At 41.6% G+C, this 16,470-nt stretch carries 30 protein-coding genes; all 30 read right to left on the bottom strand.

Features of this window, described 5'->3' with window-relative positions; all coding sequences use genetic code 11:
• Window positions 1–50: 50 nt before the first annotated feature.
• The 30 genes from rplQ to MHH33_RS01110 all read right to left on the bottom strand — a co-directional run bounded on the left by rplQ (window position 51) and on the right by MHH33_RS01110 (window position 15,923).
• Complete coding sequence (gene rplQ, locus MHH33_RS01255; RefSeq protein ID WP_016429908.1) at window positions 51–431, bottom strand: 50S ribosomal protein L17; 381 nt, start codon at window positions 429–431, stop codon at window positions 51–53.
• 51 nt (window positions 432–482) lie between these two features.
• Complete coding sequence (locus MHH33_RS01250; protein ID WP_016429907.1) at window positions 483–1,427, bottom strand: DNA-directed RNA polymerase subunit alpha; 945 nt, start codon at window positions 1,425–1,427, stop codon at window positions 483–485.
• A gap of 140 nt (window positions 1,428–1,567) precedes the next feature.
• Entirely contained in the window at window positions 1,568–1,957 is a 390-nt protein-coding gene (gene rpsK / locus MHH33_RS01245; RefSeq protein ID WP_016429906.1) for a 30S ribosomal protein S11, read from the bottom strand.
• Window positions 1,958–1,982: 25 nt separating this feature from the next.
• Window positions 1,983–2,348, bottom strand: coding sequence for a 30S ribosomal protein S13 (rpsM, locus tag MHH33_RS01240; RefSeq protein WP_016429905.1), 366 nt, complete (start codon window positions 2,346–2,348; stop codon window positions 1,983–1,985).
• Between the two features lie 23 nt (window positions 2,349–2,371).
• Window positions 2,372–2,485, bottom strand: a complete 114-nt coding sequence (gene rpmJ / locus MHH33_RS01235) for a 50S ribosomal protein L36 (protein WP_000868344.1) — start codon at window positions 2,483–2,485, stop codon at window positions 2,372–2,374.
• 37 nt (window positions 2,486–2,522) lie between these two features.
• The gene (gene infA, locus MHH33_RS01230) at window positions 2,523–2,741 is read right to left on the bottom strand and encodes a translation initiation factor IF-1 (protein ID WP_016429904.1); all 219 of its coding nucleotides are present in this window, start codon (window positions 2,739–2,741) and stop codon (window positions 2,523–2,525) included.
• Window positions 2,742–3,164: 423 nt separating this feature from the next.
• Window positions 3,165–3,818 (bottom strand): adenylate kinase, encoded by a 654-nt coding sequence (locus MHH33_RS01225; RefSeq protein ID WP_342542694.1) that lies wholly within the window; start codon window positions 3,816–3,818, stop codon window positions 3,165–3,167.
• 63 nt (window positions 3,819–3,881) lie between these two features.
• The gene (gene secY / locus MHH33_RS01220; RefSeq protein ID WP_016429902.1) at window positions 3,882–5,174 is read right to left on the bottom strand and encodes a preprotein translocase subunit SecY; all 1,293 of its coding nucleotides are present in this window, start codon (window positions 5,172–5,174) and stop codon (window positions 3,882–3,884) included.
• Entirely contained in the window at window positions 5,174–5,614 is a 441-nt protein-coding gene (rplO, locus tag MHH33_RS01215) for a 50S ribosomal protein L15 (RefSeq protein WP_016429901.1), read from the bottom strand. Before rplO ends, secY begins: the two co-directional genes overlap by 1 nt.
• 32 nt (window positions 5,615–5,646) lie before the next feature.
• A complete protein-coding gene (rpmD, locus tag MHH33_RS01210) occupies window positions 5,647–5,826 on the bottom strand; it encodes a 50S ribosomal protein L30 (protein WP_016429900.1) in 180 nt (59 codons plus the stop codon).
• Window positions 5,827–5,840: 14 nt separating this feature from the next.
• The gene (gene rpsE / locus MHH33_RS01205) at window positions 5,841–6,341 is read right to left on the bottom strand and encodes a 30S ribosomal protein S5 (protein ID WP_016429899.1); all 501 of its coding nucleotides are present in this window, start codon (window positions 6,339–6,341) and stop codon (window positions 5,841–5,843) included.
• A 21-nt stretch (window positions 6,342–6,362) separates the two neighbouring features.
• Window positions 6,363–6,719, bottom strand: a complete 357-nt coding sequence (gene rplR / locus MHH33_RS01200; protein WP_016429898.1) for a 50S ribosomal protein L18 — start codon at window positions 6,717–6,719, stop codon at window positions 6,363–6,365.
• A 32-nt stretch (window positions 6,720–6,751) separates the two neighbouring features.
• Window positions 6,752–7,291, bottom strand: a complete 540-nt coding sequence (gene rplF, locus MHH33_RS01195; RefSeq protein ID WP_016429897.1) for a 50S ribosomal protein L6 — start codon at window positions 7,289–7,291, stop codon at window positions 6,752–6,754.
• A 30-nt stretch (window positions 7,292–7,321) separates the two neighbouring features.
• Window positions 7,322–7,720 (bottom strand): 30S ribosomal protein S8, encoded by a 399-nt coding sequence (gene rpsH, locus MHH33_RS01190; protein WP_016429896.1) that lies wholly within the window; start codon window positions 7,718–7,720, stop codon window positions 7,322–7,324.
• Window positions 7,721–7,749: 29 nt separating this feature from the next.
• Entirely contained in the window at window positions 7,750–7,935 is a 186-nt protein-coding gene (locus MHH33_RS01185; protein ID WP_016429895.1) for a type Z 30S ribosomal protein S14, read from the bottom strand.
• 19 nt (window positions 7,936–7,954) lie between these two features.
• Window positions 7,955–8,494, bottom strand: a complete 540-nt coding sequence (gene rplE / locus MHH33_RS01180) for a 50S ribosomal protein L5 (RefSeq protein WP_016429894.1) — start codon at window positions 8,492–8,494, stop codon at window positions 7,955–7,957.
• A 25-nt stretch (window positions 8,495–8,519) separates the two neighbouring features.
• A complete protein-coding gene (gene rplX, locus MHH33_RS01175) occupies window positions 8,520–8,831 on the bottom strand; it encodes a 50S ribosomal protein L24 (protein WP_016429893.1) in 312 nt (103 codons plus the stop codon).
• Window positions 8,832–8,867: 36 nt separating this feature from the next.
• Window positions 8,868–9,236: a 50S ribosomal protein L14 gene (rplN, locus tag MHH33_RS01170; protein WP_016429892.1), complete on the bottom strand. Its 369-nt coding sequence runs from the start codon at window positions 9,234–9,236 to the stop codon at window positions 8,868–8,870.
• Between the two features lie 45 nt (window positions 9,237–9,281).
• The gene (rpsQ, locus tag MHH33_RS01165; protein ID WP_016429891.1) at window positions 9,282–9,545 is read right to left on the bottom strand and encodes a 30S ribosomal protein S17; all 264 of its coding nucleotides are present in this window, start codon (window positions 9,543–9,545) and stop codon (window positions 9,282–9,284) included.
• Window positions 9,546–9,563: 18 nt separating this feature from the next.
• Window positions 9,564–9,764 (bottom strand): 50S ribosomal protein L29, encoded by a 201-nt coding sequence (gene rpmC / locus MHH33_RS01160; protein WP_016429890.1) that lies wholly within the window; start codon window positions 9,762–9,764, stop codon window positions 9,564–9,566.
• Window positions 9,754–10,188 carry a 50S ribosomal protein L16 gene (gene rplP, locus MHH33_RS01155; protein WP_016429889.1) on the bottom strand — a complete coding sequence of 145 codons (435 nt, stop codon included), beginning with the start codon at window positions 10,186–10,188 and terminating at the stop codon, window positions 9,754–9,756. The genes rpmC and rplP overlap by 11 nt, the downstream gene beginning before the upstream one ends.
• Window position 10,189: 1 nt before the next feature.
• Window positions 10,190–10,846: a 30S ribosomal protein S3 gene (gene rpsC / locus MHH33_RS01150; protein WP_016429888.1), complete on the bottom strand. Its 657-nt coding sequence runs from the start codon at window positions 10,844–10,846 to the stop codon at window positions 10,190–10,192.
• 3 nt (window positions 10,847–10,849) lie between these two features.
• Window positions 10,850–11,191, bottom strand: coding sequence for a 50S ribosomal protein L22 (rplV, locus tag MHH33_RS01145; RefSeq protein ID WP_016429887.1), 342 nt, complete (start codon window positions 11,189–11,191; stop codon window positions 10,850–10,852).
• Window positions 11,192–11,210: 19 nt separating this feature from the next.
• Entirely contained in the window at window positions 11,211–11,489 is a 279-nt protein-coding gene (gene rpsS, locus MHH33_RS01140) for a 30S ribosomal protein S19 (RefSeq protein WP_016429886.1), read from the bottom strand.
• 60 nt (window positions 11,490–11,549) lie between these two features.
• A complete protein-coding gene (rplB, locus tag MHH33_RS01135; protein WP_016429885.1) occupies window positions 11,550–12,380 on the bottom strand; it encodes a 50S ribosomal protein L2 in 831 nt (276 codons plus the stop codon).
• Window positions 12,381–12,425: 45 nt separating this feature from the next.
• Complete coding sequence (rplW, locus tag MHH33_RS01130; protein WP_016429884.1) at window positions 12,426–12,710, bottom strand: 50S ribosomal protein L23; 285 nt, start codon at window positions 12,708–12,710, stop codon at window positions 12,426–12,428.
• Window positions 12,710–13,333, bottom strand: a complete 624-nt coding sequence (gene rplD, locus MHH33_RS01125) for a 50S ribosomal protein L4 (RefSeq protein WP_016429883.1) — start codon at window positions 13,331–13,333, stop codon at window positions 12,710–12,712. The genes rplW and rplD overlap by 1 nt, the downstream gene beginning before the upstream one ends.
• Window positions 13,334–13,359: 26 nt before the next feature.
• On the bottom strand, window positions 13,360–13,989 hold the full coding sequence (gene rplC / locus MHH33_RS01120) for a 50S ribosomal protein L3 (protein WP_269926748.1): 630 nt from the start codon (window positions 13,987–13,989) through the stop codon (window positions 13,360–13,362).
• A 50-nt stretch (window positions 13,990–14,039) separates the two neighbouring features.
• Window positions 14,040–14,348, bottom strand: a complete 309-nt coding sequence (gene rpsJ / locus MHH33_RS01115; RefSeq protein ID WP_004233624.1) for a 30S ribosomal protein S10 — start codon at window positions 14,346–14,348, stop codon at window positions 14,040–14,042.
• Between the two features lie 258 nt (window positions 14,349–14,606).
• Window positions 14,607–15,923 (bottom strand): Na+/H+ antiporter family protein, encoded by a 1,317-nt coding sequence (locus MHH33_RS01110; RefSeq protein ID WP_342542693.1) that lies wholly within the window; start codon window positions 15,921–15,923, stop codon window positions 14,607–14,609.
• Between the last annotated feature and the right edge of the window lie 547 nt (window positions 15,924–16,470).

Genomic DNA, 16,470 nt, shown 5'->3' with positions numbered 1-16,470 from the left:
AAAAAGAAGAGGGCGGCTACTAACCTAGAACCCTCTTCGAATTGTGATGATTAAACTAATTCAATCACTACAACAGGTGCTCCGTCTCCACGACGAGGTCCCATTTTCATAATACGTGTGTATCCGCCTTGACGATCAGCGTAGCGTGGTGCTACATCATCAAACAATTTTTGCAAAGCATAAACTGTTGTTTCAGTGCCTTCTTCATCAGTAGCAGTCACTAGTTCACGACGAATATAAGATGCAGCTTGACGGCGTGCATGCAAATCTCCACGTTTACCTAATGTAATCATTTTTTCAACAACTGAACGAAGTTCTTTCGCACGAGCTTCTGTCGTTTGAATGCGTTCGTTGATGATCAAATCAGTTGTTAAGTCACGTAACATCGCTTTACGTTGAGAACTTGTACGACCAAGTTTTCTGTAACCCATAGATGTTTACCTCCTTTGTTGAATATTAATCTGTTATATCAAAAAAGTCGCTTAGTCTTCTTTGCGTAATCCTAAGCCAAGCTCTTCTAACTTCGCTTTTACTTCTTCTAGTGATTTACGTCCAAGGTTACGTACTTTCATCATGTCGTCTTCTGACTTGTTAGCTAACTCAAGTACCGTGTTGATACCAGCGCGCTTCAAGCAGTTATAAGAACGAACAGAAAGATCAAGCTCTTCGATAGTCATCTCCAACACTTTTTCTTTTTGGTCTTCTTCTTTCTCAACCATGATTTCAGCAGTTTTTGCCTCATCAGTCATACCAACGAAGATATTTAAATGCTCCGTTAAAATTTTCGCGCCAAGCGAAATCGCCTCTTTAGGACCGATGCTGCCATCTGTCCACACATCAAGAGAAAGTTTATCGAAGTTAGTCATTTGACCAACACGAGTATTTTCTACTTGGAAATTGACGCGTGAAACTGGAGTATATATAGAGTCGATTGGGATCACGCCGATAGGAAGATCCTCACGTTTGTTTTGATCAGCAGGAGTGTAACCGCGGCCGCGTTGTGCATACATACGCATACGCAAATGACCATTTTTACCGATTGTTGCAATATAGAGATCAGGATTTAAAATTTCTACATCACTGTCATGTGTAATGTCAGCAGCTGTAACCGTTCCATCACCTTTAACATCAATCTCAATGACTTTTTCTTCGTCAGAGTAGATTTTAAGAGCTAGTTTCTTCACGTTCATAATAACTGAAGCGACATCTTCAACTACGCCCTCAATAGTAGAGAACTCGTGAAGCACGCCATCAATTTGAATAGAAGTTACAGCAGCCCCTGGTAAAGAAGACAAAAGGATACGACGTAGGGAATTACCTAATGTGTTTCCATATCCACGCTCAAGCGGTTCTACAACAAACTTGCCAAATTTGGCACCTTCGCTGATCTCAACCGTTTCAATCTTTGGTTTTTCAATTTCGATCATTCAAATATACCCTCCTTCAAAACATCGAATGTATAGGTTCGTTCCATCAGAAATCAATAAGTACTAAGACTTATCGGTGATTGCACAACTCAGTTTGTACAAGAAATGATGTTCTCAATCAATTAATTGAGTCGCACCTATTACACGCGACGACGTTTTGGTGGTCGGCAACCGTTATGCGGAACTGGAGTTACATCTTTAATAGCTGTAACATCTAGACCAGCAGCTTGAAGTGCACGAATTGCAGCTTCACGACCAGCACCAGGACCTTTTACCGTTACTTCTAACGTCTTAAGACCATGTTCCACAGAAGCTTTCGCCGCTGCTTCAGCAGCCATTTGCGCAGCAAACGGAGTTGATTTACGAGAACCTTTGAAACCAAGTGAACCAGCACTTGACCAAGATACCGCATTTCCTTGCATATCTGTAATCGTTACAATTGTGTTGTTAAATGTAGAGCGGATGTGAGCAATACCGGATTCGATATTCTTTTTCACACGACGCTTACGTGTTTGTTGTTTACGTGCCATGTTAGGAAGAAACCTCCTTTACCGATTATTTTTTCTTGTTAGCAACAGTTTTACGAGGACCTTTACGCGTACGCGCATTGTTCTTCGTATTTTGACCGCGAACAGGTAAACCTCTACGATGACGGATACCACGGAATGAACCGATTTCCATCAAGCGTTTAATGTTTAATGATACTTCACGGCGAAGGTCACCTTCTACCTTGAAAGCACCGATTGATTCACGAATTTTGTTCAATTCGTCTTCTGTAAGATCACGCACGCGTGTATCTTCAGCAACTCCTGCAGTAGCTAAAACTTTTTGTGCAGTTGTTTTACCAATCCCGAAAATATATGTTAATGAAATAACAACGCGTTTATCGCGCGGAATGTCAACACCAGCAATACGAGCCATGTGTGTCGTGCACCTCCTTCAAATTAGCCTTGTTTTTGTTTATGTTTAGGATTTTCACAGATTACCATTACTTTACCGCGTCGGCGAATAACTTTACATTTTTCGCAGATCGGTTTCACAGATGGTCTCACTTTCATCTAACCCAACCTCCTTAGTGGTCCGGAGTGCAAAAGATTATTTAAAACGGTATGTGATACGACCGCGAGTTAAATCGTAAGGAGAAAGTTCAATTGTGACTTTATCTCCAGGCAGGATGCGGATAAAGTGCATACGGATTTTGCCCGAAACATGTGCAAGAATCGTATGACCGTTTTCCAATTCTACCTTAAACATCGCGTTTGGCAAAGTCTCAACAACTGTACCTTCGACTTCAATTACATCGTCTTTCGCCATCAACCCTGTCTCCCTTCTGTATAAAAAATCAGGTTCTCATCATCAAATCAAACGGAATGTTCCGCAAATCGAAACCCGTGTAGGATTCTTTTCGTTTCAACATATGTTTGTTTTGCATGAGAGATGTTCGAAAGACACTCGTCAGGCTTCGCTTCTGGCAACCTACGGAGTAGACTGACCCGGGTGAACCTTGTCTCCCTCATGTAAACACGACCGCTCGGAATGCCTTGGATGAGTTCCACCATATCCGTTACACAGATGCTTCCACGAAACCCATTATACCTTGTCGGAAGTAGAAATGCACGAAAGGACAAAGGGATCCTCTTAGACGTAACATTGTCTATTTCGTTCTTTCGTATATCGGGCATAATTTGCTTTTGCAGCTCTAGAAATTAAATTCCGTTTACAAGCGTGCCGCTAGGTTCAGCTGCGGTTGCCCTCTAAAAGAGCGTTTAAATCAGCAAATACCTTATGAATGTCTTGCTGACCGTTAATATTTGTCAACACGCCTTTGTTGCCATAATAGTCAAGCAAAGGTTGTGTTTGTTTCATATTTACTTCCAGACGGTTTGAGACCGTTTCCGGATTGTCATCCGCGCGCTGGTAAAGCTCGCCTCCATCTTTATCACACACTCCATCTTTTTGAGATGGATTGAAGATTAAATGGTACGCAGTGCCGCAGACTTTACAGATGCGACGACCAGTTAGGCGCTTAATCAACTCTTCTTGTTCAACTTGGATGTTCAAAACGTGCTCTACGTCTTTGTTCAAATCTGCTAAAAGCGCATCAAGTGCTTCAGCTTGAGGAACAGTACGTGGAAACCCGTCCAATAGAAATCCTTTTTCACAATCAGCTTTGCTTAATCTTTCACGGACAATTCCGATCGTTACTTCATCAGGTACTAATGCACCCTCATCCATAAACGCTTTGGCTTTTAGGCCTAGTTCCGTAACATCTTTTATAGCTGCTCGGAACATGTCGCCTGTAGAAATATGAGGGATTTCGTACTTCTCAACAATTTTATCTGCTTGAGTGCCTTTACCTGCACCTGGCAGACCCATTAAAACGATATTCATACGTTTTGCCCCCTGCTACAATTTGCAGGTTAAAAGGAACGAAATCGTTCCTCTAAACCAACATTATTTCATGAAGCCTTTGTAGTGGCGTTTCACTAGTTGTGCTTCGAGCTGTTTCATCGTTTCCAGTGCAACACCGACAACGATTAACAAGCTTGTTCCACCGATTTGTGCAGCAGCTGGAAGACCAGCAAAGTTAATGAACAAAATCGGCATGATTGCGACTAGCGCAAGGAAAATCGCACCCACGAAAGTTAAACGGTACAAAACTGTTGTTAAGTAGTCTTGTGTGTTTTTTCCTGGACGAATTCCTGGAATATATGCACCTTGCTTTTTCAAGTTATCGGCAACATTTTCAGGATTCACTTGAATGAACGCATAGAAATACGTAAATGCAACGATTAACGCTACATAGATGAGCATGCCCACCGGTTGCGAGTAATCAAACGTGTTCTGAATGAAATCTGTTACTTTATTCTGTCCGAAGAAGGTAGAAAGTGTTTGTGGTGTAATGATAAACGCCACTGCGAAGATAACTGGAATAACACCAGCTGCATTCACTTTTAACGGTAAGTGTGTCTGTTGAGCACCAGTAGTCCCACGGCCAGTTACACGTTTTGCATACTGAATCGGAATTTTACGTAACGCTTGTTGAACGTAAATGACTCCTACAGTGATTGCAATAATCGCTAAAAGAAGAAGTGCCAAAATCGCAATTTTGATGAATAATTGATCACCAGCGTCTTCAATTTGAGACGCATAGATTTGGTTAGCAGTACTTGGCATCGCAGCAACGATACCTGCAAAGATGATAATGGAAATACCATTACCGACACCTTTAGCAGTGATCTGCTCAGATAACCAAAGAAGGAACGCAGTTCCACCTGTTAACACAATAGCTATGACAATATACGTTGAAATGCCATCGGCTTTAATTAAAGAGCCATCATACATACGGTTAAACCCGTAAGACATTGCCATCGCTTGAATGAACGCCAACACGATTGTGAAGTAACGTGTGAACTGAGCAAGTTTACGTCTTCCGACTTCACCTTGTTTTGCCCACTCCGTAAACTTCGGTACAACATCCATTTGTAGCAATTGTACAATGATGGATGCAGTGATGTACGGCATGATTCCCATTGCTAAAATCGAGAAGTTAGCAAGGGCACCGCCACCAAATGTATTTAAGAAACCAATTAAGCTATACTGGTCAGCTGCTTGCAAGACTTGAGCATCAACGTTTGGTACCGGAATGAAAGTTCCGAGACGGAAAACGATCAGCATCAACAGAGTGAATACAATTTTATTTCGTATATCTCTAACGCGCATAAAGTTGGAGATTGTCTGAAACATTATACCACCTCTGTTTGTCCGCCCGCAGTTTCAATAGCTTCTTTAGCTGAAGCAGAGAACTTGTGAGCTTTCACAATAAGCTTTTTGTCAAGAGATCCGTTACCAAGAATCTTGATTCCAGCTTTTTCGCTGCTCACAAAACCTGTTTCAATAAGCAAAGCAGGTGTAACCTCTGTGCCTTCTTCGAAACGGTTTAATGTATCAAGGTTCACAATAGCGTATTCTTTACGGTTAATGTTCGTAAAGCCGCGTTTTGGTAAGCGTCGGAACAATGGGTTTTGACCACCCTCAAATCCTGGACGAACACCGCCGCCAGAACGAGCGTTTTGACCTTTATGACCTTTACCTGCAGTTTTACCATTACCAGAACCAATCCCGCGACCTTTACGCTTGCGCTCAGAACGAGATCCTTCTGCCGGTTTTAACTCGTGCAGTTTCATATGTGTGGCACCTCCTTATTCTAAAGTACGTTTTATAGTTCCTTTACAGAAACTAAATGAGCTACTTTCCCAACCATCCCACGGATAGCTGCGTTGTCAGCATGCTCAACAGTTTGATGCATTTTACGTAAGCCAAGAGCTTCTACAGTTTTACGTTGATCTGGTTTAGAACCGATCACGCTTTTAGTGAGGGTAACTTGTAATTTTGCCATTGTCATTTCCCCCCTTAACCTAGTAACTCTTCAACTGATTTGCCGCGTAATTTAGCAACGTCCTCAGCACGTTTTAGTCCAGTTAAGCCATTGATTGTAGCACGTACCATGTTGATTGGTGTGTTAGAACCAAGAGATTTAGAAAGAATATCAGTAATACCAGCTAGCTCAAGTACAGCACGAACTGGACCACCAGCGATAACACCAGTACCAGGAGCAGCAGGCTTGATTAAGATTTCACCAGCGCCAAAGTTACCGATAATTAAGTGTGGAGTAGTACCACGTACCATAGGCACTTCGATCAGGTTTTTCTTCGCATCTTCTACTGCTTTACGGATAGCATCAGGTACTTCTTGTGCTTTACCAGTACCGAATCCTACGTGGCCATTCTTGTCACCAACAACAACCAATGCAGTGAAGCGGAAACGACGTCCACCTTTTACAACTTTAGCTACGCGGTTAATAGTAACAACGCGTTCTTCAAGTTCAAGTTTGTTTGGATCAATGCGACGCATGAAATGTGTCCCTCCTTCTTATTAAAATTCTAAGCCATTTTCGCGAGCAGCTTCAGCTAAAGCTTTAACGCGTCCATGATATAAGTAACCGCCACGGTCGAATACAACAGATTTGATGTTTTTTTCCGTAGCACGTTTAGCGATTGATTCACCGATTGCAATTGCAGACTCTACATTACCTTTACCATCGAAATCTTTTTCCATAGTAGAAGCACTTACAAGTGTTACACCAGCAGTATCATCGATCAATTGCGCGTATAGATGTTTATTAGAACGGAATACGTTTAAACGAGGACGTTCAGCTGTACCCGTGATTTTAGAACGTACACGTGCATGACGTTTTTTACGAACTTGATTTTTATCTTGTTTCGTAATCACAGAGGTCACTCCTTTCTAATGCTTAGGCAGCATTATTTACCTGTTTTACCTTCTTTACGACGAACAACTTCGCCTTCATAACGAATACCTTTACCTTTATACGGCTCTGGTGGACGTGTTTGACGGATGTTAGATGCTAATGCACCAACGCGCTCTTTGTTAATTCCTTTGATGCTGATCTTAGTGTTTGTAGGAACTTCTACAATTAAGCCATCTTCAGGAGTAAATTCTACTGGATGAGAGTAACCAACGTTCAATACAAGTTTTTCACCTTGTAAAGAAGCACGGTAACCAACACCAACTAATTCAAGATTGCGTTCGAACCCTTTAGATACACCTTCAACCATGTTTGCAAGCAAAGCACGAGTTGTACCGTGAATCGTACGGTGTTCTTTAGATTCAGAAGGACGTGTTAAAGTAACAACGTTTTCTTCTTTTTCGATTTTAATATCTGCATTAAAAGTACGAGTAAGCTCGCCTTTTGGACCTTTTACAGTAACTTCATTGTTTGCACCAATTGTTACAGTAACGTCAGCAGGAACCTCAATTGGTTTTTTACCTACACGAGACATTTATTTGCACCTCCATTCGTTTGTTGCTTTTTACCAAACGTAAGCTACGATTTCGCCGCCAACTTGTTTAGCGCGTGCTTCTTTATCAGTTAATAGACCATTAGAAGTTGAAACTAAAGCAATCCCAAGTCCATTTAATACTCTAGGTACTTCATTAGTTTTCGCATATACACGAAGACCAGGTTTTGAAATACGTTTTAAACCAGTAATAACGCGCTCGTTGTTTTGACCGTATTTCAAGAAAATGCGAATGATACCTTGTTTGCTATCTTCAACATACTCTACGTCACGAACAAAACCTTCACGTTTAAGGATCTCAGCGATCTCTTTTTTCATGTTTGAAGCAGGTACTTCCAGTTTTTCGTGTCGAACCATGTTCGCGTTACGAATACGTGTAAGCATATCTGCAATCGGATCTGTCATTGTCATTACATTAACCTCCTTCCCAGTTTAGGGGATTACCAGCTGGCTTTTTTCACGCCAGGAATTTGTCCCTTGTAAGCAAGTTCACGGAAACAAATACGGCAAAGTTTAAATTTACGTAAGACCGAATGCGGACGTCCGCAACGTTCACAACGTGTGTAAGCTTGTACATTATGCTTTGGCGTGCGCTTTTGTTTAGCGATCATTGATTTTTTAGCCACGTTTACGCCTCCCTTATGTTTACTTTTGGAACGGCATTCCGAATTGTGTTAGTAACTCACGAGCTTCTTCGTCAGAGTTCGCAGTTGTTACAATTACGATATCCATACCGCGTACTTTAGACACTTTATCGTAGTCGATTTCAGGGAAGATCAATTGTTCTTTCACACCTAATGTGTAGTTACCGCGACCGTCGAATGCTTTTTTAGAAACACCACGGAAGTCACGTACACGTGGAAGAGAGATAGCAATTAATTTGTCCAAGAATTCGTACATACGCTCACCGCGTAATGTTACTTTCGCGCCGATTGGCATACCTTCACGAAGACGGAAGCCAGCGATTGATTTCTTAGCTTTAGTTACAACAGGTTTTTGACCTGTGATGATAGTTAATTCTTCTACAGCAGCGTCAAGTGCTTTAGTGTTTTGAACAGCGTCACCAACACCCATGTTGATAACGATTTTGTCCACTTGTGGCACTTGCATTACTGATTTATATTCAAACTTGCTCATTAGAGCAGGAGAAACTTCCTTAAGAAATTTTTCTTTTAGGCGGTTCATGTGTGTACCTCCCTTCTTCTTTTACTTATTTATCGATTTGTTCGCCAGATTTTTTTGCAACACGAACTTTTTTGCCATCTTCCACTTTATAACTTACGCGAGTCGGCTCGCCTGATTTAGGGTCGATTAACATAACGTTCGATACGTGAATTGATGCCTCTTGGCTGACAATTCCACCTTGTGGATTTGCCTGGTTTGGTTTCATGTGCTTTTTCACAAGATTCATACCCTCAACTAGCACACGGTCTTTCTTTGGAAAAGCAGCAATGATTGTACCAGTTTTGCCTTTTTCTTTCCCTGAGATCACCATAACTTTGTCGCCTTTTTTAACATGCATTCTGTCGCACCTCCTTGTTTAGCACTTTCGAGTTGATTAAAGAACTTCCGGAGCTAAAGATACGATTTTCATGAAGCTATTGTCACGTAATTCACGTGCAACAGGTCCGAAAATACGAGTTCCGCGCGGGCCTTTATCGTCACGAATGATAACGCATGCGTTTTCATCGAATTTGATATAAGTACCGTCTTTACGGCGTACACCGCTTTTAGTGCGAACGATAACAGCTTTAACGACGTCACCCTTCTTGACAACGCCACCTGGTGTTGCTTTCTTAACTGTACACACGACGATATCGCCGATGTTAGCAGTTTTACGACCAGAACCACCAAGCACTTTAATTGTTAAAACTTCACGTGCACCTGAGTTGTCAGCAACTTTCATACGACTCTCTTGTTGGATCACTTAGGTAACCTCCTCTCGGAATTTGGTCTGTTCCGAAATTTCTATTTAGATAATAACCGCTTTTTCTACAACTTCCACTAGGCGGAAACGTTTTGTAGCAGACAACGGACGAGTTTCCATGATACGAACTACGTCGCCTAATTTAGCTTCGTTTTGCTCATCATGCGCCTTGAACTTTTTAGAGTACTTAACACGCTTACCGTAAAGCTTATGCTTTTTGTATGTTTCTACCATAACAGTTACAGTTTTGTCCATTTTGTCAGAAACAACACGGCCCGTGTATACTTTGCGTTGGTTACGCTCAGTCATGCTCGAAAACCTCCTTTATCAGTTATTTGCACTGATTTCTCTTTCACGAATCACAGTTTTCATACGCGCAATAGCTTTACGTACTTGGCTAATGCGAGCTGTGTTTTCTAATTGACCAGTCGCCAATTGGAAGCGAAGGTTGAAAAGCTCTTCTTTCAGTGATTTCACTTTTTGTTCGATTTCTGCAGTGGTAAGGTCACGGAGTTCATTAGCTTTCATTAGATTCACCACCAATTTCTTCACGTTTTACGATTTTACATTTCACAGGAAGCTTATGTGATGCAAGTCGAAGTGCTTCGCGTGCTACCTCTTCAGAGACACCAGCGATTTCGAACATGATCTTTCCTGGTTTAACTACCGCTACCCAACCTTCAGGAGAACCTTTACCGGAACCCATTCGAACCTCAAGAGGCTTTTTAGTGTAAGGTTTATGTGGGAAAATTTTAATCCATACTTTACCGCCACGTTTCATGTAACGTGTCATTGCAATACGAGAAGACTCGATTTGACGGTTAGTGATCCAGCTAGCTTCAACAGCTTGTAAGCCGAATTCACCGAAAGTGATTTCTTTACCGCCTTTCGCTTCTCCGCGCATTTTTCCGCGGTGTTCGCGACGATATTTAACGCGTTTAGGCATTAACATATTATTTGCCTCCTTCCACAGAATTCTTCTTAACTGGAAGGACTTCACCACGATAGATCCAGACTTTAACACCAAGCTTACCATAAGTTGTGTCAGCTTCAGCGTGTGCATAATCAATGTCAGCACGTAAAGTATGAAGTGGTACAGTTCCTTCACTGTAGTGTTCAGCACGCGCGATGTCAGCGCCGCCTAGACGTCCAGATACTTGAGTTTTAATACCTTTAGCGCCTGCACGCATAGTGCGTTGTAATGATTGTTTTTGTGCACGACGGAAAGATACGCGGTTTTCTAATTGACGCGCAATGTTTTCAGCAACTAATTTTGCGTCTAGATCCGCACGTTTGATTTCAACGATGTTGATATGAACACGCTTGCCAGTAGTAGCGTTTAGGTTTTTACGAAGTGCTTCCACTTCAGTACCACCTTTACCAATTACCATACCTGGTTTCGCAGTGTGAATTGTAACATTAACACGGTTTGCAGCGCGCTCGATTTCTACTTTAGAAACAGAAGCCTCTTTCAAACGTGTTTCGATGTAGCTACGAATTTTTAAGTCTTCGTGAAGAAGAGTTGCATAGTCTTTTTCTGCGTACCATTTAGACTCCCAGTCACGAATAATGCCGATACGTAATCCTATTGGATGTACTTTTTGACCCACGAATTATCCCTCCTTCTTCTCAGATACCACGATTGTAATGTGGCTTGTGCGTTTGTTAATTGCGCTTGCACGCCCCATTGCACGTGGACGGAAACGTTTTAATGTTGGACCTTCGTCAACAAAAACTTCAGAAATAACTAGTTTATTTACATCTAAATCATAGTTGTGCTCAGCGTTTGCAACCGCAGATTTCAACACCTTTTCAACAACAGGTGATGCCGCCTTAGGTGTAAGGCGCAAAATCGCAACTGCTTCACCGATTTGCTTGCCTCGGATTAAATCAACGACTAATCGTACTTTACGAGGGGCAATACGCACTGTTTTAGCAATAGCTTTAGCTTGCATCAGGATATCCTCCTCTCAATTAGCGTCTTGTTTTCTTATCGTCATTGCCATGGCCTTTATACGCACGTGTTGGTGCGAATTCGCCCAATTTGTGCCCTACCATATCTTCAGTCACATATACAGGAACGTGTTTACGTCCGTCATATACTGCGATCGTTAATCCGATAAAAGTCGGGAAAATTGTTGAACGGCGAGACCAAGTTTTGATCACTTGTTTTTTCTCAGAGTCCTTTTGTGCGTCAACCTTCTTCATAAGATGGTCATCAACAAAAGGTCCTTTTTTCAAGCTACGACCCATTTTGGAACCTCCCTCAGTGATCTCGCTACGGCTCTCTGTTCGAACCGCAGAAGAATCACATTATTTTTTACGACGACGAATGATAAGTTTGTCGGATTTGTTTTTCTTTTTACGAGTTTTGTAACCAAGAGTTGGTTTACCCCAAGGAGTCATTGGTGATTTACGACCGATTGGAGAACGTCCTTCACCACCACCGTGTGGGTGGTCGTTCGGGTTCATTACAGATCCACGTACAGTTGGGCGTTTACCTAACCAACGGTTACGACCTGCTTTACCGATGTTGATTAACTCATGTTGTTCATTACCAACTTGACCAATTGTAGCACGGCAAGTTCCCAAAATCATGCGAACTTCACCAGATTGAAGACGAATAATTACGTACTTATCTTCTTTACCAAGTACTTGCGCAGAAGTACCAGCAGAACGTACTAATTGTCCACCTTTACCAGGTTTCATTTCGATGTTATGGATTGTAGAACCCATAGGGATGTTTTGTAATGGTAGTGCGTTACCTACTTTGATATCAGCTTCTGGACCTGACATGATAGTCATGCCAACTTCTAAGCCTTTAGGTGCTAGGATGTAACGTTTTTCACCGTCTAAGTAGTTAATTAATGCAATATTCGCAGAGCGGTTTGGATCATACTCAATAGTAGCAACGCGTCCTGGAATGCCATCTTTAAATCGTTTGAAATCGATGACACGGTATTGACGCTTATGGCCGCCACCATGATGACGAACAGTTAACTTACCTTGGTTATTACGGCCGCCTTTACGTTTGACAGGCTCAAGCAATGATTTCTCAGGCTTGTTAGTCGTGATTTCAGCGAAATCAGAAGCTGTCATGTTACGTCGACCATTGGAGGTAGGTTTGTACTTTTTAATCGCCATGTTTATTCCCTCCTTCTTGTTAGTTCAATTTGAATCCTGTATGGATTAAACTTCGAATAATTCGATGTCTTTGCTATCAGCAGTCAACTTAACAATTGCTTTACGGCGTTTGTTAGTGTATCCACCAAATTTACCAACGCGTTTGAATTTACCTTTGTAGTTCATGATGTTAACTTTCTCAACATCTACTCCAAAGATTTCTTCGATTGCGTGTTTAACTTGAGTTTTGTTGGCGCGAGTGTCCACTAAGAAAGTGTACTTTTTCTCTTCCATGATTTCAGAAGAACGCTCGGTAATGACCGGACGTTTAATAATATCACGTGCTTCCATTATCCAAGCACCTCCTCGATTTTTTCTACTGCAGCTTTTGTCACAACAATTTTGTCGTGTCCAAGCAAGTCAAGAACATTAATGCCTGTTGCTGTTACGACTGTTACTCCTGGGATGTTACGAGCAGATAATGCTACGTTTTCATCAAGTTCAGCTGTAACGAACAAAGCTTTTTTCTCGATAGAAAGGTCTTTCAACACTTTCAAGAAATCTTTAGTTTTTGGTGCGTTGAAAGCTAAGCCTTCAAGAACTACGAAATTCTCTTCTAACACTTTCGCAGAAAGAGCAGAACGTAGAGCTAAGCGACGAACTTTCTTCGGTAATTTGTAGCTGTAGCTACGTGGAACTGGACCGAATACAACACCACCGCCACGCCATTGTGGAGAACGAATCGAACCTTGACGAGCACGACCTGTTCCTTTTTGTTTCCATGGCTTACGACCACCACCAGCAACTTCAGAACGGTTTTTAACTTTATGATTACCTTGACGAAGTGACGCACGTTGAGCGACTACAGCATCAAATAATACATTACTGTTTGGCGCGATTCCGAAAACCGCATCGTTTAATTCGATTTCACCAACAGATGAACCTGTTTGGTTAAGTAAAGATACCTTTGGCATTCCTGTTTCCTCCTTCCTCTATATAATTAGTTAGCTTTGATAGCAGTTTTAACTACTACTAATGCTTTACGAGAACCAGGAACATTACCTTTAACAAGTAGCAAGTTACGATCAGCATCAACTTTTACGATTTCTAAGTTTTGGATCGTTACCATTGTGCCACCCATTTGACCAGGTAATTTCTTTTGTTTGAATACGCGGTTCGGAGCAACAGGCCCCATTGAACCAGGACGACGGTGGTAACGAGATCCGTGAGCCATAGGTCCGCGAGATTGTCCGTGGCGTTTAATAACACCTTGGAAACCTTTACCTTTTGTCACACCTGATACATCTACTACATCGCCTTCTGCGAAACTTTCAACCTTGACTTCTTGACCAACTTCGTACTCAGCAATATTCAAGCCGCGGAATTCGCGGATGAAGCGCTTAGGAGCAGTGCTAGCTTTTGCTACGTGTCCTTTAGCAGGTTTGTTAGAAAGCTTTTCACGCTTATCTTCAAAACCTAACTGGATCGCTTCGTAGCCGTCTGTTTCAACTGATTTCTTTTGAAGCACTACGTTTGGAGACGCCTCAATTACAGTTACAGGGATTAAGTCACCGTTCTCAGCAAATACTTGCGTCATACCGATTTTTCTACCTAAGATTCCTTTGGTCATTTGTCACACCTCCTACAGTAATTGTGTTTAGTTCTATTTGTTGTTTACCATTAAAGTTTGATTTCAATATCAACGCCAGATGGTAAGTCAAGCTTCATTAACGCATCAACAGTTTGTGGTGTTGGGTTAACGATATCGATCAGACGTTTATGCGTACGCATTTCGAATTGTTCACGAGAATCTTTGTACTTGTGAACCGCACGAAGAATTGTGTACACAGACTTCTCAGTTGGAAGTGGAATCGGACCTGATACACTTGCACCTGAACGTTTCGCAGTTTCCACAATTTTTTCAGCAGACTGATCAAGAATTCGATGATCATACGCTTTCAAACGGATACGAATTTTTTGTTTTGCCATAATTTTCCCTCCTTTTCGCCTATTTACTAGACATTCTCAACGAAAATTTTCCAACATCCCGCCATGGCAAAGCGGCCGGGTGTGTCGGTAACCTCTCGCATCATCGCAGTCAGATAAAGACCAACTTCAATATTATACATAAAGAAAAAGAATAACGCAAGTGGTTTCACGAAATTCTTTTTATCGCTTTCCTATTGTATGATGAATCCTTTTTTCTTTCAATAGCTTGAGTAATTGTCCGAACATTAAGTTCTTCCATTAAAGAACCATAATCGCAATCCAACCGAAAACCAGTAGCGGAATATTGTAATGGATAAACGTCGGTACGCACGTATCCCAAATGTGATTGTGTTGGCCGTCTACATTCAATCCAGCAGTTGGTCCCAGCGTACTATCTGACGCTGGCGATCCAGCATCTCCAAGTGCACCAGCTGTGCCAATCAAAGAAATAATGGCGAGCGTGCTGAATCCGAACTCTACAGCAAGCGGCACGAAGATTGCTGCGATAATCGGTATCGTCGCGAATGAAGAACCAATTCCCATCGTGATTAATAATCCAATGACAAGCATGAGCATTGCTGCGAGCGCTTTGTTTCCTTCTAATAATGAAGAAGCACTGCCTACCAATGATTCAATGTCTCCAGTTGCTTGAATAACAGAAGCAAATCCATTTGCAGCAATCATTACGAAACCGATGAATGCCATCATGCGCATACCTTCAGTTAATAAGTTATCGGCTTCCTTCCATTTGAGAACTCCAGCAACGTACAGCGTCAGAATTCCAGCAAGAGCTCCAATTATCATTGACTCGGTTTGTATTTGAGCTACGAGAGCAGCAACTAACGCAACAATTGTAAAGACAATATCTTTTTTACTAACTAGAATTGCTTCTGAAGCTTCTATAGTAATATCTTGTTCATACTCTCTTGGTCTTCTGTAAGAAAAGAAGATGGCAATCAACAGTCCGACGACCAATCCTCCTGTTGGAATTAACATGGCATACGGGATATCTTTCATATCAATTGCAAGACCCGCGGCTTCCATTTGCGTTGCGATGATCTCATGGAAGATAAATCCGAACCCATACGGCAATAAAATATAAGGTGCTGTTAAACCAAATGTCAGAACAGATGCAATCAGCCGACGATCAAGTTTAAGCATATTCATTACATTCAAAATGGGAGGTACAAGTAATGGAATAAAAGCAATATGAATAGGGATTAAATTCTGGGAGAATACAGCCATTAATAGTAACGTCAAAATAATGAGCGTTTTAGCCAAAGCGGTCTTTTCTGTTTCTCCATCTTTTTTAATTAGTTTTAGTATGCTTGCAACAAGAAGCTCTGGAATCCCTGTTTTAGAAATAGCGACGGCAAACCCACCGAGCAATGCATAGCTCAACGCAATGGAAGCCCCTCCGCCTAGTCCGTCTGTAAAAGCAGTGATTGTATCTGTCATGGTTAAACCACCTGCTAGCCCACCCGAAACGGCCCCTACAAGTAATGCAAACACAACGTTAACTCTCAACAAGCTTAATAGCAGCATGACTCCTACAGCGATTAATACAGCATTCATCTATATAATCTCCTTTGCGCTTTAGTTCACTAGTGTAGTAGAACAACAGATTAAAGAATATCAAGTTGTGTTGAAAAAGTCAACAATCCAAGGTGTTGAGAATCATTCCAATAATAATATTGGTAGTGGATTTAGAGGTTAATAGAAGGGGTACCTAAACCGAGGCTAATTTAAACGATATTGTTGTTTACCGTACATTTGCACTTGCCACATATTCGGCGTGCACGTGAGACTCACACTTCACACTCTTGCGGATAGCTAGTCGCAATGCAGACTTTCGTTCTTTATTAATTATTTATTACCTTAGTTAATTAGCTTTCTATAGAAATAGCTAAATTCAGTGTTTGCGCTTTAGTGAATCTATGAAAAAGCACTGCTTCTGTTTCTGCATCGCTACACTTGCTTCGTCCGCTGAAAGGGAGAAGCATTCCCTCTTTTATTATGAGCTTGTTGAACGATAGCTATTTATCATACATTTCGCTTGTACCATCTAAGGTGCAAATGCACTTTTTTCCTTATTCAAGATCAACATCTTTAATTAACATTG

Source organism: Paenisporosarcina sp. FSL H8-0542, assembly GCF_038632915.1.
Lineage (GTDB): Bacteria > Bacillota > Bacilli > Bacillales_A > Planococcaceae > Paenisporosarcina.
The sequence above is the reverse complement of the archived record's forward strand: the minus strand, read 5'-3'. Positions and strand labels throughout refer to the sequence as shown.

Excerpts from the sequence above, each read along its gene's own strand:
- rplD (WP_016429883.1), bottom strand. The coding sequence starts at position 13,333 with ATGCCAAAGGTATCTTTACTTAACCAAACAGGTTCATCTGTTGGTGAA.
- rplW (WP_016429884.1), bottom strand. The coding sequence starts at position 12,710 with ATGGAAGCACGTGATATTATTAAACGTCCGGTCATTACCGAGCGTTCT.
- MHH33_RS01110 (WP_342542693.1), bottom strand. The coding sequence starts at position 15,923 with ATGAATGCTGTATTAATCGCTGTAGGAGTCATGCTGCTATTAAGCTTG.
- rpsQ (WP_016429891.1), bottom strand. The coding sequence starts at position 9,545 with ATGACTGAGCGTAACCAACGCAAAGTATACACGGGCCGTGTTGTTTCT.
- rpsS (WP_016429886.1), bottom strand. The coding sequence starts at position 11,489 with ATGGGTCGTAGCTTGAAAAAAGGACCTTTTGTTGATGACCATCTTATG.
- rpmC (WP_016429890.1), bottom strand. The coding sequence starts at position 9,764 with ATGAAAGCTAATGAACTCCGTGACCTTACCACTGCAGAAATCGAACAA.
- infA (WP_016429904.1), bottom strand. The coding sequence starts at position 2,741 with ATGGCGAAAGACGATGTAATTGAAGTCGAAGGTACAGTTGTTGAGACT.
- rpmD (WP_016429900.1), bottom strand. The coding sequence starts at position 5,826 with ATGGCAAAATTACAAGTTACCCTCACTAAAAGCGTGATCGGTTCTAAA.
- rpmJ (WP_000868344.1), bottom strand. The coding sequence starts at position 2,485 with ATGAAAGTGAGACCATCTGTGAAACCGATCTGCGAAAAATGTAAAGTT.
- rpsJ (WP_004233624.1), bottom strand. The coding sequence starts at position 14,348 with ATGGCAAAACAAAAAATTCGTATCCGTTTGAAAGCGTATGATCATCGA.
- rpsE (WP_016429899.1), bottom strand. The coding sequence starts at position 6,341 with ATGCGTCGCATTGATCCAAACAAACTTGAACTTGAAGAACGCGTTGTT.
- rplX (WP_016429893.1), bottom strand. The coding sequence starts at position 8,831 with ATGCATGTTAAAAAAGGCGACAAAGTTATGGTGATCTCAGGGAAAGAA.
- rplV (WP_016429887.1), bottom strand. The coding sequence starts at position 11,191 with ATGCAAGCTAAAGCTATTGCTAAAACAGTGCGTATTGCCCCTCGTAAA.
- rplP (WP_016429889.1), bottom strand. The coding sequence starts at position 10,188 with ATGTTAATGCCTAAACGCGTTAAATATCGTCGCGAACACCGCGGAAAA.
- rpsM (WP_016429905.1), bottom strand. The coding sequence starts at position 2,348 with ATGGCTCGTATTGCTGGTGTTGACATTCCGCGCGATAAACGCGTTGTT.
- rplE (WP_016429894.1), bottom strand. The coding sequence starts at position 8,494 with ATGAACCGCCTAAAAGAAAAATTTCTTAAGGAAGTTTCTCCTGCTCTA.
- MHH33_RS01225 (WP_342542694.1), bottom strand. The coding sequence starts at position 3,818 with ATGAATATCGTTTTAATGGGTCTGCCAGGTGCAGGTAAAGGCACTCAA.
- rplO (WP_016429901.1), bottom strand. The coding sequence starts at position 5,614 with ATGAAACTGCACGAGTTAAAACCGGCAGAAGGATCTCGTTCTGAGCGC.
- rplB (WP_016429885.1), bottom strand. The coding sequence starts at position 12,380 with ATGGCGATTAAAAAGTACAAACCTACCTCCAATGGTCGACGTAACATG.
- rpsH (WP_016429896.1), bottom strand. The coding sequence starts at position 7,720 with ATGACAATGACAGATCCGATTGCAGATATGCTTACACGTATTCGTAAC.
- rpsK (WP_016429906.1), bottom strand. The coding sequence starts at position 1,957 with ATGGCACGTAAACAACAAACACGTAAGCGTCGTGTGAAAAAGAATATC.
- rplC (WP_269926748.1), bottom strand. The coding sequence starts at position 13,989 with ATGACCAAAGGAATCTTAGGTAGAAAAATCGGTATGACGCAAGTATTT.
- secY (WP_016429902.1), bottom strand. The coding sequence starts at position 5,174 with ATGTTTCAGACAATCTCCAACTTTATGCGCGTTAGAGATATACGAAAT.
- rplQ (WP_016429908.1), bottom strand. The coding sequence starts at position 431 with ATGGGTTACAGAAAACTTGGTCGTACAAGTTCTCAACGTAAAGCGATG.
- MHH33_RS01250 (WP_016429907.1), bottom strand. The coding sequence starts at position 1,427 with ATGATCGAAATTGAAAAACCAAAGATTGAAACGGTTGAGATCAGCGAA.
- rplF (WP_016429897.1), bottom strand. The coding sequence starts at position 7,291 with ATGTCTCGTGTAGGTAAAAAACCAATTGAGGTTCCTGCTGACGTTACT.